This window comes from Persicobacter psychrovividus, from assembly GCF_036492425.1.
In the GTDB taxonomy this organism is placed as follows: domain Bacteria; phylum Bacteroidota; class Bacteroidia; order Cytophagales; family Cyclobacteriaceae; genus Persicobacter; species Persicobacter psychrovividus.
Genome location: NZ_AP025292.1, coordinates 1,080,762 through 1,098,821, shown reverse-complemented (window position 1 = coordinate 1,098,821; position 18,060 = coordinate 1,080,762). Strand labels below are relative to the sequence as shown.

Genomic DNA, 18,060 nt, shown 5'->3' with positions numbered 1-18,060 from the left:
ACTGATTAGAAAGTCAAGTCAAAACCTAATGTAAATGAACGCCACAATGGTTGCCCGATACCCGTTACCTCAGGGTCAATACCCTGGTAATTCGTGATGGTCAGGATGTTGTTTGCCTGTGCGGTCAGTTTCAGTGCAGTTACCCCTTTAAGGTGTAATTTCTCCTGCAGGTTGTAGCGCACAATCACGTTTTTCCAACGGATATAAGAAGCGTTTTCCAGGAACAGTGAGTTCACCGATGTATCGGTAAAGAATTTAGGGTATGGCATTGGTTTCACATCGCCAGGATGCAACCAGATATCGCCAAGGAATCCACCGTAAGGCACTTCCCCATTCTTCACGTTACGGATCATGGTCGATTTCAGGTTGTTGTAATTCACCCCACCCCATGCATAAGTGAACAGGGTTGAAACCTCTAGATTTTTATAAGTGAAAATGTTTGTCCATCCACCAGTCAACGGCTGATCATAAGTACCAAAGCCTGTTACCTGCGGCGCAAAACCACCAGGTACCAATCGGCCTTTTTCATCATAATAAATCGGCTGACCATTCACAGGATTTACCCCTGCCCAGTGTTTCACAAAAGCACTGTTAATCGGTTCTCCAACTTTGAACAGTCCTTCCGTTCCTACACGAATCTCATCCTGTCCGTAGAGGTCTGTAATTTTATTGACATTGTAGGCCACATTCAGGCTTGACGTCCAGCGGAAATGATCCGTACGAATCGGCACTGCTGACAAGTTCAGCTCGATACCCTTGTTTTCCAAAGCACCAATATTCTGCAACAAATCGCCATAACCATTACTCAACGGAATGGAAATATTAGACAACAAATCATCGGTGTTTTTAATATAAGCTTCGATAGTACCGTACAGACGGTGATCCAAAATACCGAAATCCATGGCCACACTCCATTGTTTTGTGCGCTCAAATTTCAGGTCAGGGTTATAGAATTCCGTCAGGTTCACTGTTCGCTGTCCGCGGTAAGTATCGGAATTGGTGAAGTCGTAGAACGGCATTCCGAGGGTCTGGCGGATACCCGCAGAATTGTAGTTTACCCCATAAGAAACACGCATACGCAACTGATCGAAAAACTTGCGGTCTTTCATCCAGTCTTCTTGCTGAATATTCCAGGAAGCTCCCGCACCCCACGCAGGGACAAATCGCTTATCTTTAGGCAAAATAGAAGAGCCATCGTAGCGGAACGAACCTGTCAGGTCATACTTTCCTGCATAAGAGTAGTTCCCCTGTCCGTAAAAACCGAGCAATGCATTTTCATACAATGAGCTGTTGATTTTCGAATCTGGGTTTGCACCAATAATCGGTGCTACTTTATCAGCAAGACCTACACTGCGGAAACCAAATCCCCAGTTTTGGTCATGAATATATTCTGTTCCTACTGAAGCGTTGATCATGCTTTTCTCACCAAAACTCTTGATGTAATTGGCAGACATGTTCAGGCGGGTGGTTAAGGACTTCGACTGGTTTTTCGAGAATGAACCATCCTTTTGCGTATCTTTTATTGCATCGGGATTGGCCAAAGCGACTTGGTCATTTTCCCCATCGTTAAAGGTAAATCCTACTTCCGTTTTCAGGTTCAAACCTTTCATTACCGTCCAGTTCAAACGAGAATTCATGTCAATTCTCCAGGCGTCGTATTCCGAATACTGCTTGTACAGCTCATCAAAAGGATTGATGAAATTCACACTTCCTGTATTCGGCTGACGAGCCACAAAACTTTCTGAAGATGTGGTTTCGTAAGGCTGCAAAGTGTAGATCAAACGGGCTGGTGAAGTGCTTGATTTTGAACGCTGTGAACGACCAATCGAAGCATCAACTCCTAAGGTAAGATTCTTGCGAAGGTTATGGTCGATATTGAAACGGGTGGTATAACGTTTTGCCCACGAGTTCAAATATCCCCCCTCTTCGTCATAGTAAGAAGCCGACAGGTAATAACGGGTATTGTCCGACCCGCCCGACATGCTCATTTGCAAATCTTTCACCTGGCCTGCGCGCGAAAGCTCATTCAGCCAATTGGTATTCTTACCTTCCAGTTCCTGATATTTTCGCTGCTTATAGGCGATCACCTCTGGGCTATCGCCCTGATGTGGTGAGTATTTAAATCCGAGTCCGTCCACGATCGAAAGCTCACGCTCCATCGCCAGTTTTTCCTTGGAATCCATCAGCTCAATACCGCCAAGTCCACCAATCGGACGGATGGTATGCTGATAGCGGATGTTGTAGGTTGTTTTACCGACAATCCCCTTTTTAGTCTTAATTTCAATTACCCCATTGGCACCACGTGTACCATACTGAACCGTCGAAAGACCATCTTTCAGTACTTTGATGTCCACGATATCATCTGGGTTGATGGTATTAAACACATCCGAAGATATAGGCGCGCCATTCAAAATATACAATGGTTCGTTGGCGTTGTTGGCCATCTGCTGCTCGGCATCGTCTTTGGCACGTACCCCCATGGAGTTGTTACCACGGATACGAATTTTAGCCTGCTCGCCAGGTTCGCCACTTGCCTGAATCGACAATCCCGCTACCTGCCCCTGCAACAATTGGTCAAAAGAGCCCGAAGGTGTACCCGCTGAAAACACTTTGGTGTCAATCTTTCCTACCGATCCGGTAATGGTACGGACATCCTTCTGGCTTTCCCCGAATACCACCACATTCTGTAGCGATTTCACCTCTGACTTCATCTGAACATCGACGATCGATTTGTTGCCCACTTTCACCGTTTGGGTAGTATACCCCATATAAGTGAATTGCAACTCGCTCGTGCTGGTCAAACCACCGAAACGAAACTGACCGTTGTAGTCTGTTACCACACCCGAGGTTGTGCCTTTCAGGATGACATTCACCCCAATCAAGCCTTCCCCTGTATCTGCGTCGGTAACAAGCCCCTTAACGGTCACTTGCTTTTGAGCCATCGTGAAGCTGGGCATAGCCCAACCTACCGTCAGCAACAGTAATAGCGTAATTAATTGTCTCATAAAAATCATTTTTAGGAGTAGAGCGCCCGTTGTAGCAACAGGCGCTCAAAATAGGTTTATCACCCCCTCCCGCTTACTTTTTAATAGCTTCAGGATTAGGGCTTAATGTGAATTCCAGGTGTTTGTTCGCTTTCAAATACTTGCGCGCCATTTTCTGCAAATCTTTCGCAGTAACCGACTGGATATCCTTATTATATTGTTCAAAGTTGACTTTAGACTCTCCTCTTGACCACTGATCCTCAAGGAGTTTTCTCCAGTAACCATTCATTTGAAGCGAAGCTTTTCTGTCTTTCAGTGCTGCTTTCTTTACCTTATCCAAATTTGTTGCCGAAATGCCTTTTTGCATCTCTTTTATTTGCCCAACGGCTGCATTTACCAAAGCATCTCTGTTGGCAGAAGCACAGGTAAAGAAAATATCCATTCTATAATGGGTATAAGGATATTTGAACACATTCGCCGCAGCATATGGAGAATATACCCCACCGATTTCTTCGCGTAATTTTTGATTTAAGCGGATGGTCAGGATGTCGCCCAATAAGCCCATCTCGACACGGTCTTTCTGGCTTGCAGGGAAATCGCCTGTGTAGCGAATCACTACTTTAGACTTATCCACGGTATTGCGAGGGTAATCAAATGACATGCCTTTTTTCGGTGGACGAATTCCTTCATCATTGAAAGAGGCATCCACAGGACCCGCAGGCAAACCGCCCAAATAGGTGGTTAGTAATGGCTTGATGGTATTGACATCGAAGCTTCCCACGATAATGAAATGAGCACCTTTGGCGGAATTGAATCTGCTTTTGTAAAAATCAAAAGATTTATCAAGGCTCAGGCGATCCAATTGCTCAGGAGTCAATAAGGTCTCCGTGCGTGGATCATGCTGACTCATTTCTTTATTAATCTGATCAGCAAAATAAGAATCTGGATCATTGAGGCTATTTCTGTTGTATTCCTTTTTGTTGTCGATAAACTGCTTGAACTTCGCTGGGTCTTTACGTGGTGCCGTATAGGTCAGGTAAGTCAATTTCATCAGTGTTTCAAAATCTTCTTTAGAAGAGAAACCACTCACACCTTCGGTATATCGGTGGATATATGGTGCCAAATACACTTGCTTTGCAGAAAGGATACGATCCAGTTGCATAGAAGAGAAGTTCGACAAACCACCCAGATTGGTGAAAGTAGCAGCCATTGAAGCGTTATCGAAATTATCTGCCGCAGCTTTGGAATAACCGCCGTTACGTACCGAAGTAAAACGGATTTCGTTGTTCTTGAATTCCGTAGGTTTCAGATCAACCGTTACGCCGTTGGCAAAAGTCAAATGCGTTACATCCAAATCCTTATCGTAAACCTCTTTGGCAATTTCACCACCTTTTGGTGTGGTGGTCATCAGTGGGGCATCAACAACTGTATCTTTAAAAGGAGTCACCTTCTCTTTTTGTACCTGATCAAGGGCAGTTAAAAGATCCGCTTTGCTTGGCGTGGTGGCAGAAGCTGGGGCAGTCAATAAAACGACTCTGTTTGCTTGCTCGCCATGCATGAATTCCTCCACCAATGACTGTACATCGCTCAGGCTAATGGTTTTCAGACATTCGTCTACAAACTTTTTCTTGAAAGACAAGGTGCTACACTCTTCTCCTGAAATCACATGGTTGGTGATCAGGGCGGTAAGCTGTGCGGAAGTCTGTTTGTTTTCTTCCAGTGCCATGCTCTCGAAATCCTTTCTCAGAATTTCCTTTTTACGATCGAGTTCCGCCTGCGTGAAACCATATTGCTTAATGCGTTGCAATTCGCGCATCAGCCCTTTGGTACCATCAATAATTTTATCGGCTTTCACTGTTGCCAGTGAGATATAGCGGTTTTTGTTCCCCGAGGCAGAAGTTGAATACGACTGTGCATACATATAAGGAGCATTCGGTGATTGTGCCACATCGCTCAATCGTTGATTGACCATATAAGTGTACAGCAAGTTCACTACCGAACGGCGCAAATCTTTCAGCGTCTTCTCTTCGTGTTTTGGGTATTTGTGAATCACCTTGATCGAAGTCGAGGTAATTTCCTTGTCCTGAATGATTTTCACCAAAGTGTTGTCATGATCAGGCACACCATAATATTTGCGTTCTTTTTCAGGCGACGGGTTGGTCATCGGGCCGAAAGTCGCAATAATTCGCTTTTCAATTTCAGCAGGATTAAGGTCACCTACCACAACAAGCGTGGCCAGGTCTGGGCGGTACCAGTCTTTGTAAAACTGACGGATGCCCTCTTCATTTCCTTTGCCCATTACTACGGACATCAGGCCAATCGGGCGGCGGTCCAAGTAGCGAGAGCCTTGGTACAACAATGGGTACATGGCATCTTTGAGGCGCTGAGACAAACCGATCGTTGTTCTCCACTCTTCATGGATAATCGAACGCTCTTTGTCAATATCTTCTGTGGTCAGGTTCAATCCGTTCAGGATATCGCCCAACATATAAAAACCATTGTCCAGTGTTTCCTTTTTGCTGTTCGGCAAAGGCAACATGTAAACGGTTTCGTCATAGCCTGTGTAGGCATTCAGGTCACTACCAAACTCCACCCCGATCGACTGTAAATAATCCACGAGTTGGTTTTCAGGAAAGTGCTTGCTCCCATTAAAGGCCATGTGCTCTAAAAAGTGCGCAAAGCCACGCTGTTGCTCTGTTTCCAAAATAGAACCCGCCTTGATGACCATTCGAAACTGGATCTGATCTTTTGGCAGGGCATTTTTCTGAATATAATAAGAGAAGCCATTAGGCAGGGTCTTATGTATAATCGCTGGATTTAGGGGAATTGCTACGGTATCTTGACTTGCATCCTGCGCAAAGGCTTTCGGCAAACCAAGCATCATCCCTATCAGGACAAAAGCTTTTAACATTTTCATCATATCACTTTTCTGTTGTTCGGCCTCCACCCCTAATGGGCTGGAGCATTGGAAAAACGCCAATGGTTTTGGTTATTTGTTTGGAAAATCTCAATAAAAGGAACTTCCACTTAACAGTTTTATTAAACAAAACCCTCGCCAAAGTACTCCAATCCGATGCCACAGCATGGAGTAATGATGTCGATAATCCTTCTCTGTAATGTTAATTTTATCCCTGAAGCAACACTACTTGGATACATTCAATTTCATAGAACATTTATTATATTGATCATTTTATAATCATTTGCCCGAATGAGCATATACCAAAATATATTTGTTGTTTGAGCTGAAACAAAAAATATATCCCTGTTTACCCCACAAAGGCCTGCACCTGCCCGCATAAAATTTTGAATTTTATTCTTCGGACAAAAAAAAGAGCCCCAACCGAAGCTGAGGCTCTTTAAGAGAATGACGGATTTAGGTACCCTTAAGCACCGCCACCAGTCATTGTGAAGTACAGATTCACGACAGACAATGCACCGATAACCCACATGGTGATCGACAACTTCGAGGCACGTCCATTCGCCAATGCGATTAACACATAAGCGATGAAACCAAAACTCAAACCGATCGAGATCGAGTAAGTCAAGGGCATCAAAATGATCGTCAGGAATGCGGGGATGGCTTCATTGAAGTCCGCAAACTCAATTTTGTTAATATTCTTAAACATGAATACGCCTACGATAATAAGCGCTGGTGCAGTAGCAAATGCAGGAACCACCCCAATTACAGGGCCGAAAAACATTGCAATAAAGAATAAACCAGCCGTTACGACCGAAGCCAAACCAGTACGGGCGCCAGAGGCAATTCCCGATGCTGACTCCACATAAGTCGTTGTGGTTGATGTACCCAAAACAGCACCAATTACAGTCGCTAAAGCATCTGCCTCCAGTACTTTTCCGATCACAGGAATGTTACCATCTTTGTCTACCATCTTGGCCTCATAAGAACAAGCCACGATTGTACCGATAGAATCGAACAAATCTACAAACATAAAAGAGAAGATCGCACCAATCATTGACACCTTCAGGGCGCCAAGGATATCCAATTTAAAGGCAATAGGAGCGATAGATGCCGGAAGAGCCACAATATGATCAGGTGTATTAACCACACCAAAGCCCATTCCTACGATTGTACAGAAAAGGATCCCGATAAGAATCGAGCCTTTTACTCTTCTTACTTCCAAAATTCCGATCAAGACCAAACCTGCCAAACCAATTGCTACCTGTGGTGTAAAGTGGCCAAGGCCCACCAAAGTTGCTGGATTAGCGACGATCAAGCCCATCTCTTTAAAGCCGATAAAGCAAATGAACAAACCGATACCGGCGCCCACCGCAATACGCAGCGTCTGTGGAATACTTGAAATGATTTTCTCGCGAACACCAACGACCGTCAGGATCAAAAACACTACTCCGGAGAAAAATACTACCCCGAGTGCCTCTTCCCATTTGGCCCCTTGCCCCAAAACCAGGGTATAGGTAAAGAAAGCGTTCAGCCCCATTCCTGGAGCCATAGCGAAAGGCACATTCGACCAAAAAGCGGCCAGAAGTGTACCGACGATTGCTGCAATACATGTTACAGTAATCAATGCTGGCTGATCCATACCTGCCGCTCCTAAAATATTAGGATTGACAAAGATGATATAAGCCATCGTCAGGAAGGTTGTTAGCCCTCCAAAAATCTCCTGCTTAACGGTTGTTCCACGTTCTTGCAGTTTGAAAAACTTTTCCATGATTATTTATCAAGTTTAGAGTCCACCGTTCGTAGCCCTTAATGAGAAAACAGACAGTGGGCAAGCATTGAATAGTACGGTGAATCAAGGAAATATCCGCACAGACCCGTCGGCCGCCAATGTTGAGGTTCCACTATCCAACAAGGTTTATTCTAAGAAATTAGAATGTGTACTTTACTGCAACCGTAGGGTTGACCATCCACTTGTTGATTTTATCACGCAAGAAGCTTGGATTATTTTCAGCAAAGTTCATGGAAATTTCAACCTCACCACCCACAGCAAAGTGGTCTGTTACATTGTACCAGATTTGTGGTTCAGTCAAGAATACCAGTTGTTTTCCGTCGCCGTTAGGAAGTGCATCCCCACGGAATGTTTTATCTTCTGTCCATACATCAGCAAAACCGTTGAACATCACTTTGCCATTAAACAAAGGCCAGATCCAAACAGTCGTGAACTGAGCATCCAAATGATTGTTGGCACGAGGATGATACTTGTACATCACAGTAGCGTGAACAAACAAATCACCAAAAACGAATGGCTTGCCAATACCCAACAATGCCGCACGACGAATAGGAAACTGCCCATCAAACCCATCTTTTTTAGGGCTGAAAGTAGCAAAACCATCATCATACTCCACGTGTAAGTTCAGCTTGCTGTCGTTAAGGTAAAATTTATGAGAAATCTCCCAATAGAAAAGGCCGGCACCACCATCTTGGGTGTTTCGGTAATCCACATCAGAGAACATGAAAGTTTCCCCTTTTTCCCCTGGCTTGAAATACTCAAAGGTAGAAGTGAATACCTGATCCCCGTAATTTTGATTCTGACCTTTTTCTACCGGACGGCTACGGTTGAAGTCATAATGAAGCTGTACATTCTGTGCGCTTACACCTTGCGCAACAAAAACCAACATTAAAGAAAGTAGGAAAAAAAGCGTGTTTAAACGTTTATTCATCGTATTAAGTTTAAGAAAATTAAGTTTCCGCAAAAATACGAGCAAAAAATCTAATTACCACATCAATTTGATCATATAGCGCACAACTGATAAAAAGTACATTAAATTTAAGTATAACACAAACTTAATGCTATATTAACCTAAGCGATCTAAAATTTGTCCAAAGGATGACACCTCATGTTCCATTTGCTCTAAATCGAAACAATCTAAATACGCACTTAATTGTTGCCCTACCTGCTTGAAGGCAGGCAATTTAAACTCTTCGGCAAGTGCTTGCAAGAGCTCGGCGAAGTCCTCCACGTCATCTGACATCAGCTCATCGGCCACCTTTTTCCACAGGGGCGTCAGTTCTTCACGAATCACCTTTCTCAATGCTTGTTGCTGAATTTCCGATAAATGTTGCAGGCTCACCTGGCTATTTCCTTCCGCCGATGGTGCGGTATCAGAAGCGGCTTGCTCCTCCTCAATATGGTGAGGAAGGTATTTCGACATGGCCTCTTTCAGGTCCACGGCACTGATCGGTTTCCGGAGCAGCCCATCGCATCCGGCGTCAAATACTTTACCACGGTCCTCGTTCATCACCGAGGCGGTCAATGCTAAAATCGGCGTATGCTTCAGGTGTTCGTTGGCCTTGATTGTACGTGTCGCCTGATAACCATCCATTACGGGCATGCGGATATCCATCAACACTAAATCCGGTCGTTCCTGCTCCACAATTTCACAAGCCTCCTTACCATTGGAGGCTTCAAATAATTGCAGCGAAGTGTCTTTGAGGTTTTCAAAAATCAACACGCGGTTAATCTCAATATCATCAACCACCAATACTTTTGCCTCCGCAAAAACGATCTTTTGCTCGGCAGTAAACCCATGCTGTTCCTCCTCGATAAGTGTCATACCGAGTTCGACCGCTGGCAGTTCAATAGAAAAAGTAGAGCCTTTTCCTTCCACAGAAGAAAGGGACATCTGTCCGCCCATCATCCCAACCAGGCGGCGAGAAATGGACAAGCCCAAACCTGTACCGCCATATTTACGGGTGCTTTGCCCCTGTTGCTGTCTAAAAGCCTTAAATACCAGATCCTGCTGATCCTGCGGAATACCAATACCCGTATCCTCCACGGCAATATTGATTTTCACTTCATTTTCCTGCTTCCCTTTGGCATGCTTGACGGTCAGCTTCACATGGCCCTGATCAGTAAACTTCACCGCATTACCGATCAAGTTGAAAATCACCTGACGCAAACGTGCCTCATCGATCATCAGACTGACCGGGAAATCCGTTGCCACCTCCACAATAAAATCGAGATTTTTCTGCGCTACCCGGTGGGCAAATATCTGCTGAATTTCCTGAAAGAAGCTTTTTGTCAGCACAGACTCATAGGTCAAATCCATTTTGCCGGCTTCAATCTTCGACAGGTCGAGAATATCATTGATTAACGTCAGCAAACTTTTGCCACCAGCCTTAATGGAGTTTAAGTAACCCTGATGTCGCGGATCAGAAATTTGCCCTTCGAGCAATTCCGTAAACCCGATCACCGCATTCATGGGCGTGCGGATTTCATGCGACATATTGGCCAAAAACTCCGACTTCGCCTTGTTGGCCTGCTCCGCCTGCTCCTTGGCTGCCTGCAAGGCATATTCTTTTTCTTTCAGTGCTGAAATATCCATTTGCGTACCAATAATTTTGGACGCCCGACCATCAGGTCCCCATTGAAAAGCAGTGGCGCGAATCTGAACTTCAAGATAAATGCCATCAGACTTTTTCAATCGGATATCGCAGACAATACGGTCGGTTTTCCCCTGAATCAGATCAAGCACTGACTGACTGAAATCCTCGAGATCATCAGGATGTGTAATGCTAAAAATATCGTCCTGATAATCGCTTAGCTCGCTCGGGTGATACCCCAGCATATTATAAATATTCTCAGAATAGAAGAAATCACGGGAACTGTAGTCGAGGTCAAAGACCCCATCATCAATAGAATGCAGGATACGCTCCAGGCGCTCCTGAGTTTCCCTGATATCTGTAATGTCCCTTGCCGAAATAGTCAAGCCCTGATATTGGCCATCTTCCCCATAAACGGGCAATACCTGAACGGTCAGGAAGACCCTACCCACAGAAGACGGCAGGCTGAACCATCGTTGAATCTGATGCGGACGAACATTCCCCGCCCTGAACTCTTTCATGATGCTCACCAATTCGGAATCCACATCGGGCACCACCTCTTTAATGTACTTTCCTTCAATTTCACTGAAATCCTTCTGAATTGCTTTTCTGAAGGCCAGGTTTGTCCTCACCACATTGCCATCGGCATCCAGCAGGGCCATAATCTCATGCGCCGTAGAAATAATCGTGCGGTACTGTCGCAATCGGTCTTCGGAAATTTTCTTCGCTGTAATGTCCTGAAACGTACCAATAAGGTAATGACGGCCATCTTTACTCATGCCCTTTTCATTCCCTAAAATCCACCGTTCCTCTCCTTTGGCAGTACGGATTTTGAAAGTCGTTTCTTCGAAAATATAGTCCTGCCAGTCACTGCCCTGATGCTGATTCACCAGCTTCTGAATGGTGCGCGTGTTGAACAGGTGCTCCTCCTCTGGAAAATACTGCTGCAAAGAGCTTACTTTGTGGTCAAACTCCTTGGGGTCAATATCAAAAATATCATAAAACTCACTGGACACTTTCAGCTCATCCGAGGCAATATCCCACTTCCAGCTGGTCATTTTCGTAATTTTCTGCGCCAGTCGCAAGGTACCTTCCCGCTCTTGCAGGCGAACGAGTGCTTCATGTTCTTTGGTGTTGTCAACCACCATCCCTTCGATCAGGTCGCCATTGAACGAGGCATTGATCAGCAAATGTCGAATGCTGCCATCTTTGGCATAAATCTTCACCAGGAAATTCGTTACAGAACCATCCCTTCGAATACGATCAAGGAGCTCCTCCACCTGTTCGCCTTCTTTCCATATACAGAAAAAACATGGCTGATCGTCCATCAGTTCAATAGAGGAATTATATCCACATAAACTCGCCATCGCCTCATTGAGGAATTTAAAATCCCCTTCGTGATTCAATCGGAACACCCCCACCACAGAATCATCCACCAGGGAACGATACCGTTTTTCACTCGCCACAAATTCTTTTTGGGCCAGCTCAAGGTTTCGCTTGCTTTCCGAAAGTTCCTCATTCTTCACCTCCAGATCGTGTAAGGTCGCTTGCAAAGTTTCGGTTCGTTCAACTACCCGTTTTTCAAGCTGATTGTTGAGTCGTTTGATTTCAGTGTTCGAGGATTCCAGGCTCTCGAAAGCGGTCATCAACTCTTCCTCCGCCACTTGCTTTTCCTGCATTGCGGAGGCCAGAACGGTGAACGACTCAATCATCTGCCCTACTTCATCTTTTCGTTTCCTGTTTTTATGCAAAAACGACATCATATCGGGCTCTTTCCCCCCGGCAATCTCTCGCATCATTTTGGAGACCCGCAACAAGGGCGCGACAATCCGGTTCAGGAAAAACACGAGCAAAGAAACCAGCACAACCAGGGAAATCAACGATCCCAGCAAAAGGTTGCGCGTTACGTTGTTGGTCAATTCCGTAATCTGGGATTCCGGCACCTGAATAATGAATGACCACGGGTTTTCGCCAAAACCAATATTTATCGGGGAATAAAACTGATACATCACCCCCGCTTTTGTTTCCACCTTGCGCTCACGGGCACGCCCCTGATATACAATCAGCGGATCAATTTTTCGCTCCTTGTAGGATTGTAATTTACGCCCGATCTGGGTAGAATCTGAATCAGCGACAATGGTGCCGTCGTTACCTACCAACAGCACCCGCCCACTTACAAAAGAGCCGATTTCTGCTATACGTTGCTGAATATTGGCCAAAGAGACATCCACCCCAATGGCACCTTCAAAAATATTGTCTTTTCCTTCGAGTGGCGTAACGGCTGAAATCACCAGCTTTTGCTGACCTCCGCGCTGCGCCCAATAAGGGTTAAGCACCAATGGGCGCCCCACCACGCGGGATTTCAGGTACCAGAAAGAGGTGTCTGGATTTGCGAAAGGCAACTCTACGGTAACAGAATCTCCCTGATGATAAAAATTGGGCATATAACGACCATTTTTATCGGAGCCCAGGGTATTTTTCTCCTGCGCATCCAGGCCATCGAGGGCATTGGGTTCCCAGACCATCCAAACGCCATCCACGGTAGGATCTTCCATCACGGATTTTTCCACAATCTTATTGATCAGTTCCCGCGGTTGTTTGTTGGTATGTTTAATCTGCAGAATCACCTCTTGCAATAACTCCCCTTTATTGAGTGAAACCGCCAACAGCTCTTCCATATTATTGGCATAGCGCTTGGAGATCTGATTGGCCAGCACCTTGGAGGTGCTCAGGGTGTAATCGCTTGTTTTATGATGAATACCATAGGTGAGAATTCCAATACCAACGAAAAGGACCGAAACCACCAGGAATATAATTTTCTGCTTGAGTTGCATGCGTATTTTATTAGGCGAAATAATGAACAGGAGTCAAACGGTTTAATGAATATAAACAGTTCGGCAGGATTCCCCAAAAACCCTTGGAAATCAATCTTGAAATCACATCCATTCTTGGAATTGCGCATCAAAAACGGACTGATAGCCTTCGATATTCTGAATATAGTTTAACATCTGATCGAAAAAATCATCAGAAGACAAAGTGGCGCTGTCGCCAATAATCCAGAGGTGTTTTTTTGCGCGGGTCATGGCCACATTCATCCGTCGCTGATCCTGCAAAAAGCCAATTTTACAATCCGTATTGGAACGAACCATGCTCATCAGGATAATGTCCCGCTCCTGCCCCTGAAAGGCATCCACGGTATTCACCGAAATATTTGCACGCCAGGGGTGGTCTTTCCACTCCTGCTCCAAATGTTGCTTCAGCCATTCTACCTGTGCTTTATAGGGGGCAATAATCCCGACCGTAGGAATATTTTCTGGGCTTGCTTCGGCAAGTTGCTTCAGGTAGCCAAACAGGATCTGTCCTTCTTTAGGGTTAAAGCTCGACCGTGAATCCCGGTGTTGTTGTTCAAAGAAGCCCGCCCCTGCGGTATCCACCCATACCACGGGCGACAGCGATTCCCATCGGCCATTTTTTACCGTAGGGTGCGCTTTCAGTCTGCCCTGATAGAAATGCTTGTTTGAGTAGCCCATAATCTCCTCGTTCATCCGGTACTGAATGGTCAGCATTTCATCTGCATCATTATTATTGATGGTCTTTTCAAACAGGGTCCTGGACAAACCCGCTTTGGCTGCCTCAAAAGATTTGATCGTTGGTGGCAACTGATGGTGATCTCCGGCAAGTACAACACGATAGGCTTTTAAAATAGGAATCCAACAGGCGGGTTCCAGTGCCTGAGCGGCCTCATCGATAAAGACTGTTTTGAATTTCATTTCGCGGAGCAAATAATGAGAGGCCCCAACAAGGGTACAAGTGATGACCTGCGTCTTGTCGAGGAGATCATCAGAGATATAATTTTCCAGCATGCGCGCCTCTTCAGCCAACCTGCTGGCCTCCTGATACAGGCGAGTCCGCTGCGCCCTTTCCTCAGTGCCAAATTTTCTTTTATATTTTCCAGCCAGGCGAATATACTCTTCCCGCTTTTTCTTCACCGTTTTCAGGTCTGAATAACTCGAATGATTAACGATCTGCATGTCAAGAGTGAACTGCATGGAGCTTTCCGTTACCCGTGCCGGATGCCCAAGCCGAATAACTGACAAGCCCATTTCATCCAGTTTGGAAGTGAGCAAATCAACCGCCGCATTGGAAGGTGCACAAACCAAAACGGTCTTCTCTTTTTTACAAACCTGACGGATCGCATAAACCAAAGTGGTGGTTTTCCCCGTGCCCGGAGGGCCATGAACCACCGCCACATCTTTTGCCGTCTGTATCTTATACAGGGCATTGTTCTGAGAGGGATTCAGCTGTGGCAATTGTTCCGGAAAGGCCTCCTTAAAACCTGCCTGCTGATCACCGAGCATAATTTCGCGCAGCTCCTTGGCCCGGCCGGTAGCATTGGCCACAATATTTAATGCCCGTTCCATCTCGCGGTAGGTGGTTTCCTCAAACATGAGTTGCAAGCCGAGGTGTCCACCTTCAGTAACCCAATCTGGCAATTCATCTTCCTGCAATACAATTCTGGCCACCTGCCCACGAACGTACTGAATCACGCCCGAAAGCCATTTTTTTCCTTGCTGCCCGTTATCATTGACAAAAATCGCCACACTCTTCCCTGCCCCAAACTGATGGTTATCTTCCTGCCCTTTGATGCGTTCAATATCAATCACAAGCCGTTCGCCAGTGCCATAGAATTGTTTATTGAGCTGAACAGGATACCAACAAACGCCATCCTTCCTTTTTTTGTCGATAGATCGTTCCATCACCTGCTGTCGGAAAATCGCCAGGTCTGCTTCTTTTTCCTGCTGCAATAATTTGATGGTTTGTTGGATGGCAATCTCAGAAGTTGAGGGCATAATGATATGTATGGTTTAATTTATACTGAACGAATGATGTGAAAGGGGTACCTGATGGTCCGCAGATTACGCGGATTTCCACAGCTTATTCAAGCTATCGCGAGACGCTGTCTCGTGATAGCAATAGATCGTAGGCTATCACAAGAGGGACTCTCGCGATAGTTCTATAAAAATTCATGGTCTAAATACGCTTTCGAATATTTTTGTACCTATCGGTACGGACGTTGCATGCAACGTCCCTACATAATATTTAATATTCAATTAAAGTTCGAATTTAGGATATTTTTCAAAAAAACAACCACCCGTTGCGGCATACAACAGCGTGTAGCGTGAAAACAACCGCAAGTAGTTGCTGAAAATATCTACTTATAATCTTTCGAAATACTTTTGTGATGTTAAAAAAAATTTCAATATGAACCTCATGGAAACAAAATCAATCGGAAGAAAAATCGCCGAGGCACGAAAAAATTCACAACTTTCTCAGGCTAAACTGTCGGAAGAACTGTTCATCAGTCCGCAGGCAGTCGGCAAGTGGGAAAGGGGGGGATCCATGCCCGACATCATCAGCTTGAATAAATTGGCGAAGATTCTAAAGGTGGATCTGAATTACTTTTCAGAAGATTTTGACTCCACACCACAGAACAATACCAAGCCAACAGCCGAGGAAAAAGCAATAAACAACACCTTTGATTTTTCAGGTGGAATTTGGGAAGATGCTGATTTTTCAGGTTTAAAAAATCTGCACCAACAATTCCGCGAAGGCAACCTTAAAAACTGTCAATTCATAGGCGCAACCCTCTCCCCGCTTCATCTCAAGGACAATCAAATTATCCAATGTGATTTCACAAAATCCGATTGGCAACAAAGTAAGGTGGAGCGATCATCCCTGACCAAAAACACTTTTGAACAGACCAATTTCTCAAAAGCTTCTTTCCTCAAAAGCTACATCAAAAATGGATCAATGGTCGGTGCTAATTTCAGCGAAGCCACCTTCGATCACTGCCACCTTCAGCAGTTGAAATGTAAGCATGCTCTATGGCAAAAGACGAAATTCACGCAAACTTCCTTCGAACAGATGACCTTCGTTGGCCAATTCGAGGATTGTGCTTTTGACGGTTGTGGGTTCAAAAAAGTAACCTTCGAAAATGCGACTTTGGTCAATACTTTTTTCAAAAATAATAGAAAGTTAAAAGATATCCGCTTTGTGAATTGTAAAGCCGATGCTTTGACTTGTGCTTTCCTGAAGAATGAAGGTGTGAAGTTGGATGGAATTGAGGTGGTGGAGGAATAAGGTATGGCTATCACGAGAGGGACTCTCGCGATAGCGCGAAAGGTAATCTCATGCCTTACAGTACGGACGTTGCATGCAACGTCCCTACATTATATTAAAACGGCACCATTATGCCCTTCCATTTATCTTGATTAAATTACAAAATATTCAAGCTAAAACTACAAGATGAACTACCTCGCCCATTTGCACCTTTCTGCGCCCGATGCTGCCCTGATGGCTGGCAATTATATCGGTGATTTTGTTAAGGGAAAAAACTTCAGTGCTTTTCCCAAAGGCGTGGCCGAGGGCATCATCATGCATCGAAGCATTGACCACTTTACCGATACGCACCCCTTGGTTTTGGAAGCCAAAAGCCTGATCCGTCCACGGCAGGGCAAGTGGTCGGGCGTGGTGATGGACATGTTTTTTGATCATTTTTTGGCGAAGGATTTTGAGCAATGGCAAGGAATGAATTTGGAAGAATTCACCACCAACAGCTATCAGAAAATTGCTGCTTTCCACGATTGTTTCCCCGAACGGGCGAAACAGATCTATCAGTACATGAGCAAGGATGATTGGTTGCTGAGCTATGCGACGGAAACGGGTATCTGTCAGGCGTTGGCGGGTATTAGCAATCGGGTGCGGCATCCGAATAATATGAAACAGGCATATTCCGATCTGAAGGAATTCGGTGACCCGATTAAGGGACTGTTCCGAGAATTTTATCAGGAATTGCAGGCGCATTGTATTTCGGGGGATTTTTAAACGAAACGATAAATATGTCCACAGATTAATGGAATTAAAAGGATTATAAATATGTGAACCTTCGCCTTTTATACCATCAATTGTCCGACAGACCATTACGACCACCCACAAAAATTAAAGGGATATTTATTGTCCGCAGATTTCCACAGATTATTTTTGAATGAGTTTGAAAGGTTATAGTTACAAAATGACCTGAAAAAAATAAAAAGCATGGTAATTTTTTAAATCATGATCCATAACACCGCTTTAACATTTATATGCGACCCATAATTTCAGCCCACCTTTCTACACTTGGGTTAAAATCAAATCTCATAAATCCCATAAATCTGTGGACAATAATTAAATCAACACACGGGTAAATATCAAAACCTCTTGCCCTTTCCCATAATCCCCATAAATTTGCGCCACGAGGCGACGCACCTTTTTCGGTCGCCCGCAGATTTTATTATTATGATTAAAGTATATCCTAAATTTGGCGTTCGTTTTACGCTGACCGTATTGATCGTTTTGTGTTACAGCGCCGTAATTTTTAATTTCCACCATGTGGCCACAAGCCCCTCTGTAACAATTTGGTGGCTGATTTCTTTGGCCTTTGCCTTTGCGCTCTCTATTATCTTGACCGTCCGCTTTTTATTGGAGCTGAAAAGTTATAAATTTATTAAAGCGGAAATCGAAGAGGAGCGCCTATTTGGTCTTCAGAAAACCACATTCAGCACGCCAGAGATGAAATTCTGGATGAAAAGCGATATTGAATACAAAGGCAAAAGAATACAAGAGCTCATCATTGCCTTTCCTCAGCGAATAATACGTATAAACCCAAAAAAACATACCGAGTTCGATCAAGTACATCGGTTCCTACTTAAGCATTTCAAAACCAAACAAAAATAG

At 44.7% G+C, this 18,060-nt stretch carries 9 protein-coding genes; 3 read left to right on the top strand and 6 right to left on the bottom strand.

Features of this window, described 5'->3' with window-relative positions; genetic code table 11:
* Nucleotides 1-5 precede the first annotated feature (5 nt).
* The 6 genes from AABK40_RS04935 to AABK40_RS04910 all read right to left on the bottom strand — a co-directional run bounded on the left by AABK40_RS04935 (nt 6) and on the right by AABK40_RS04910 (nt 15,137).
* Complete coding sequence (locus AABK40_RS04935) at nt 6-3,005, bottom strand: SusC/RagA family TonB-linked outer membrane protein (protein WP_332922057.1); 3,000 nt, start codon at nt 3,003-3,005, stop codon at nt 6-8.
* Nucleotides 3,006-3,078: 73 nt separating this feature from the next.
* The gene (locus AABK40_RS04930; protein WP_338397796.1) at nt 3,079-5,904 is read right to left on the bottom strand and encodes a M16 family metallopeptidase; all 2,826 of its coding nucleotides are present in this window, start codon (nt 5,902-5,904) and stop codon (nt 3,079-3,081) included.
* A gap of 463 nt (nt 5,905-6,367) precedes the next feature.
* Entirely contained in the window at nt 6,368-7,672 is a 1,305-nt protein-coding gene (locus AABK40_RS04925) for an NCS2 family permease (protein ID WP_332922055.1), read from the bottom strand.
* 160 nt (nt 7,673-7,832) lie between these two features.
* Nucleotides 7,833-8,624 carry a DUF5020 family protein gene (locus tag AABK40_RS04920; RefSeq protein WP_332922054.1) on the bottom strand — a complete coding sequence of 264 codons (792 nt, stop codon included), beginning with the start codon at nt 8,622-8,624 and terminating at the stop codon, nt 7,833-7,835.
* Between the two features lie 135 nt (nt 8,625-8,759).
* A complete protein-coding gene (locus AABK40_RS04915; RefSeq protein WP_338397795.1) occupies nt 8,760-13,121 on the bottom strand; it encodes a PAS domain S-box protein in 4,362 nt (1,453 codons plus the stop codon).
* A gap of 102 nt (nt 13,122-13,223) precedes the next feature.
* The gene (locus AABK40_RS04910; protein WP_338397794.1) at nt 13,224-15,137 is read right to left on the bottom strand and encodes an AAA domain-containing protein; all 1,914 of its coding nucleotides are present in this window, start codon (nt 15,135-15,137) and stop codon (nt 13,224-13,226) included.
* A gap of 421 nt (nt 15,138-15,558) precedes the next feature.
* Between AABK40_RS04910 and AABK40_RS04905 the strand changes: the two genes are divergently transcribed.
* The 3 genes from AABK40_RS04905 (at nt 15,559) to AABK40_RS04895 (ending at nt 18,060) form a co-directional block, all read left to right on the top strand.
* Nucleotides 15,559-16,428, top strand: coding sequence for a pentapeptide repeat-containing protein (locus AABK40_RS04905; RefSeq protein WP_338397793.1), 870 nt, complete (start codon nt 15,559-15,561; stop codon nt 16,426-16,428).
* Between the two features lie 165 nt (nt 16,429-16,593).
* Nucleotides 16,594-17,172 (top strand): acyl carrier protein phosphodiesterase, encoded by a 579-nt coding sequence (locus AABK40_RS04900; RefSeq protein ID WP_338397792.1) that lies wholly within the window; start codon nt 16,594-16,596, stop codon nt 17,170-17,172.
* 450 nt (nt 17,173-17,622) lie between these two features.
* A complete protein-coding gene (locus tag AABK40_RS04895) occupies nt 17,623-18,060 on the top strand; it encodes a hypothetical protein (RefSeq protein WP_332922049.1) in 438 nt (145 codons plus the stop codon).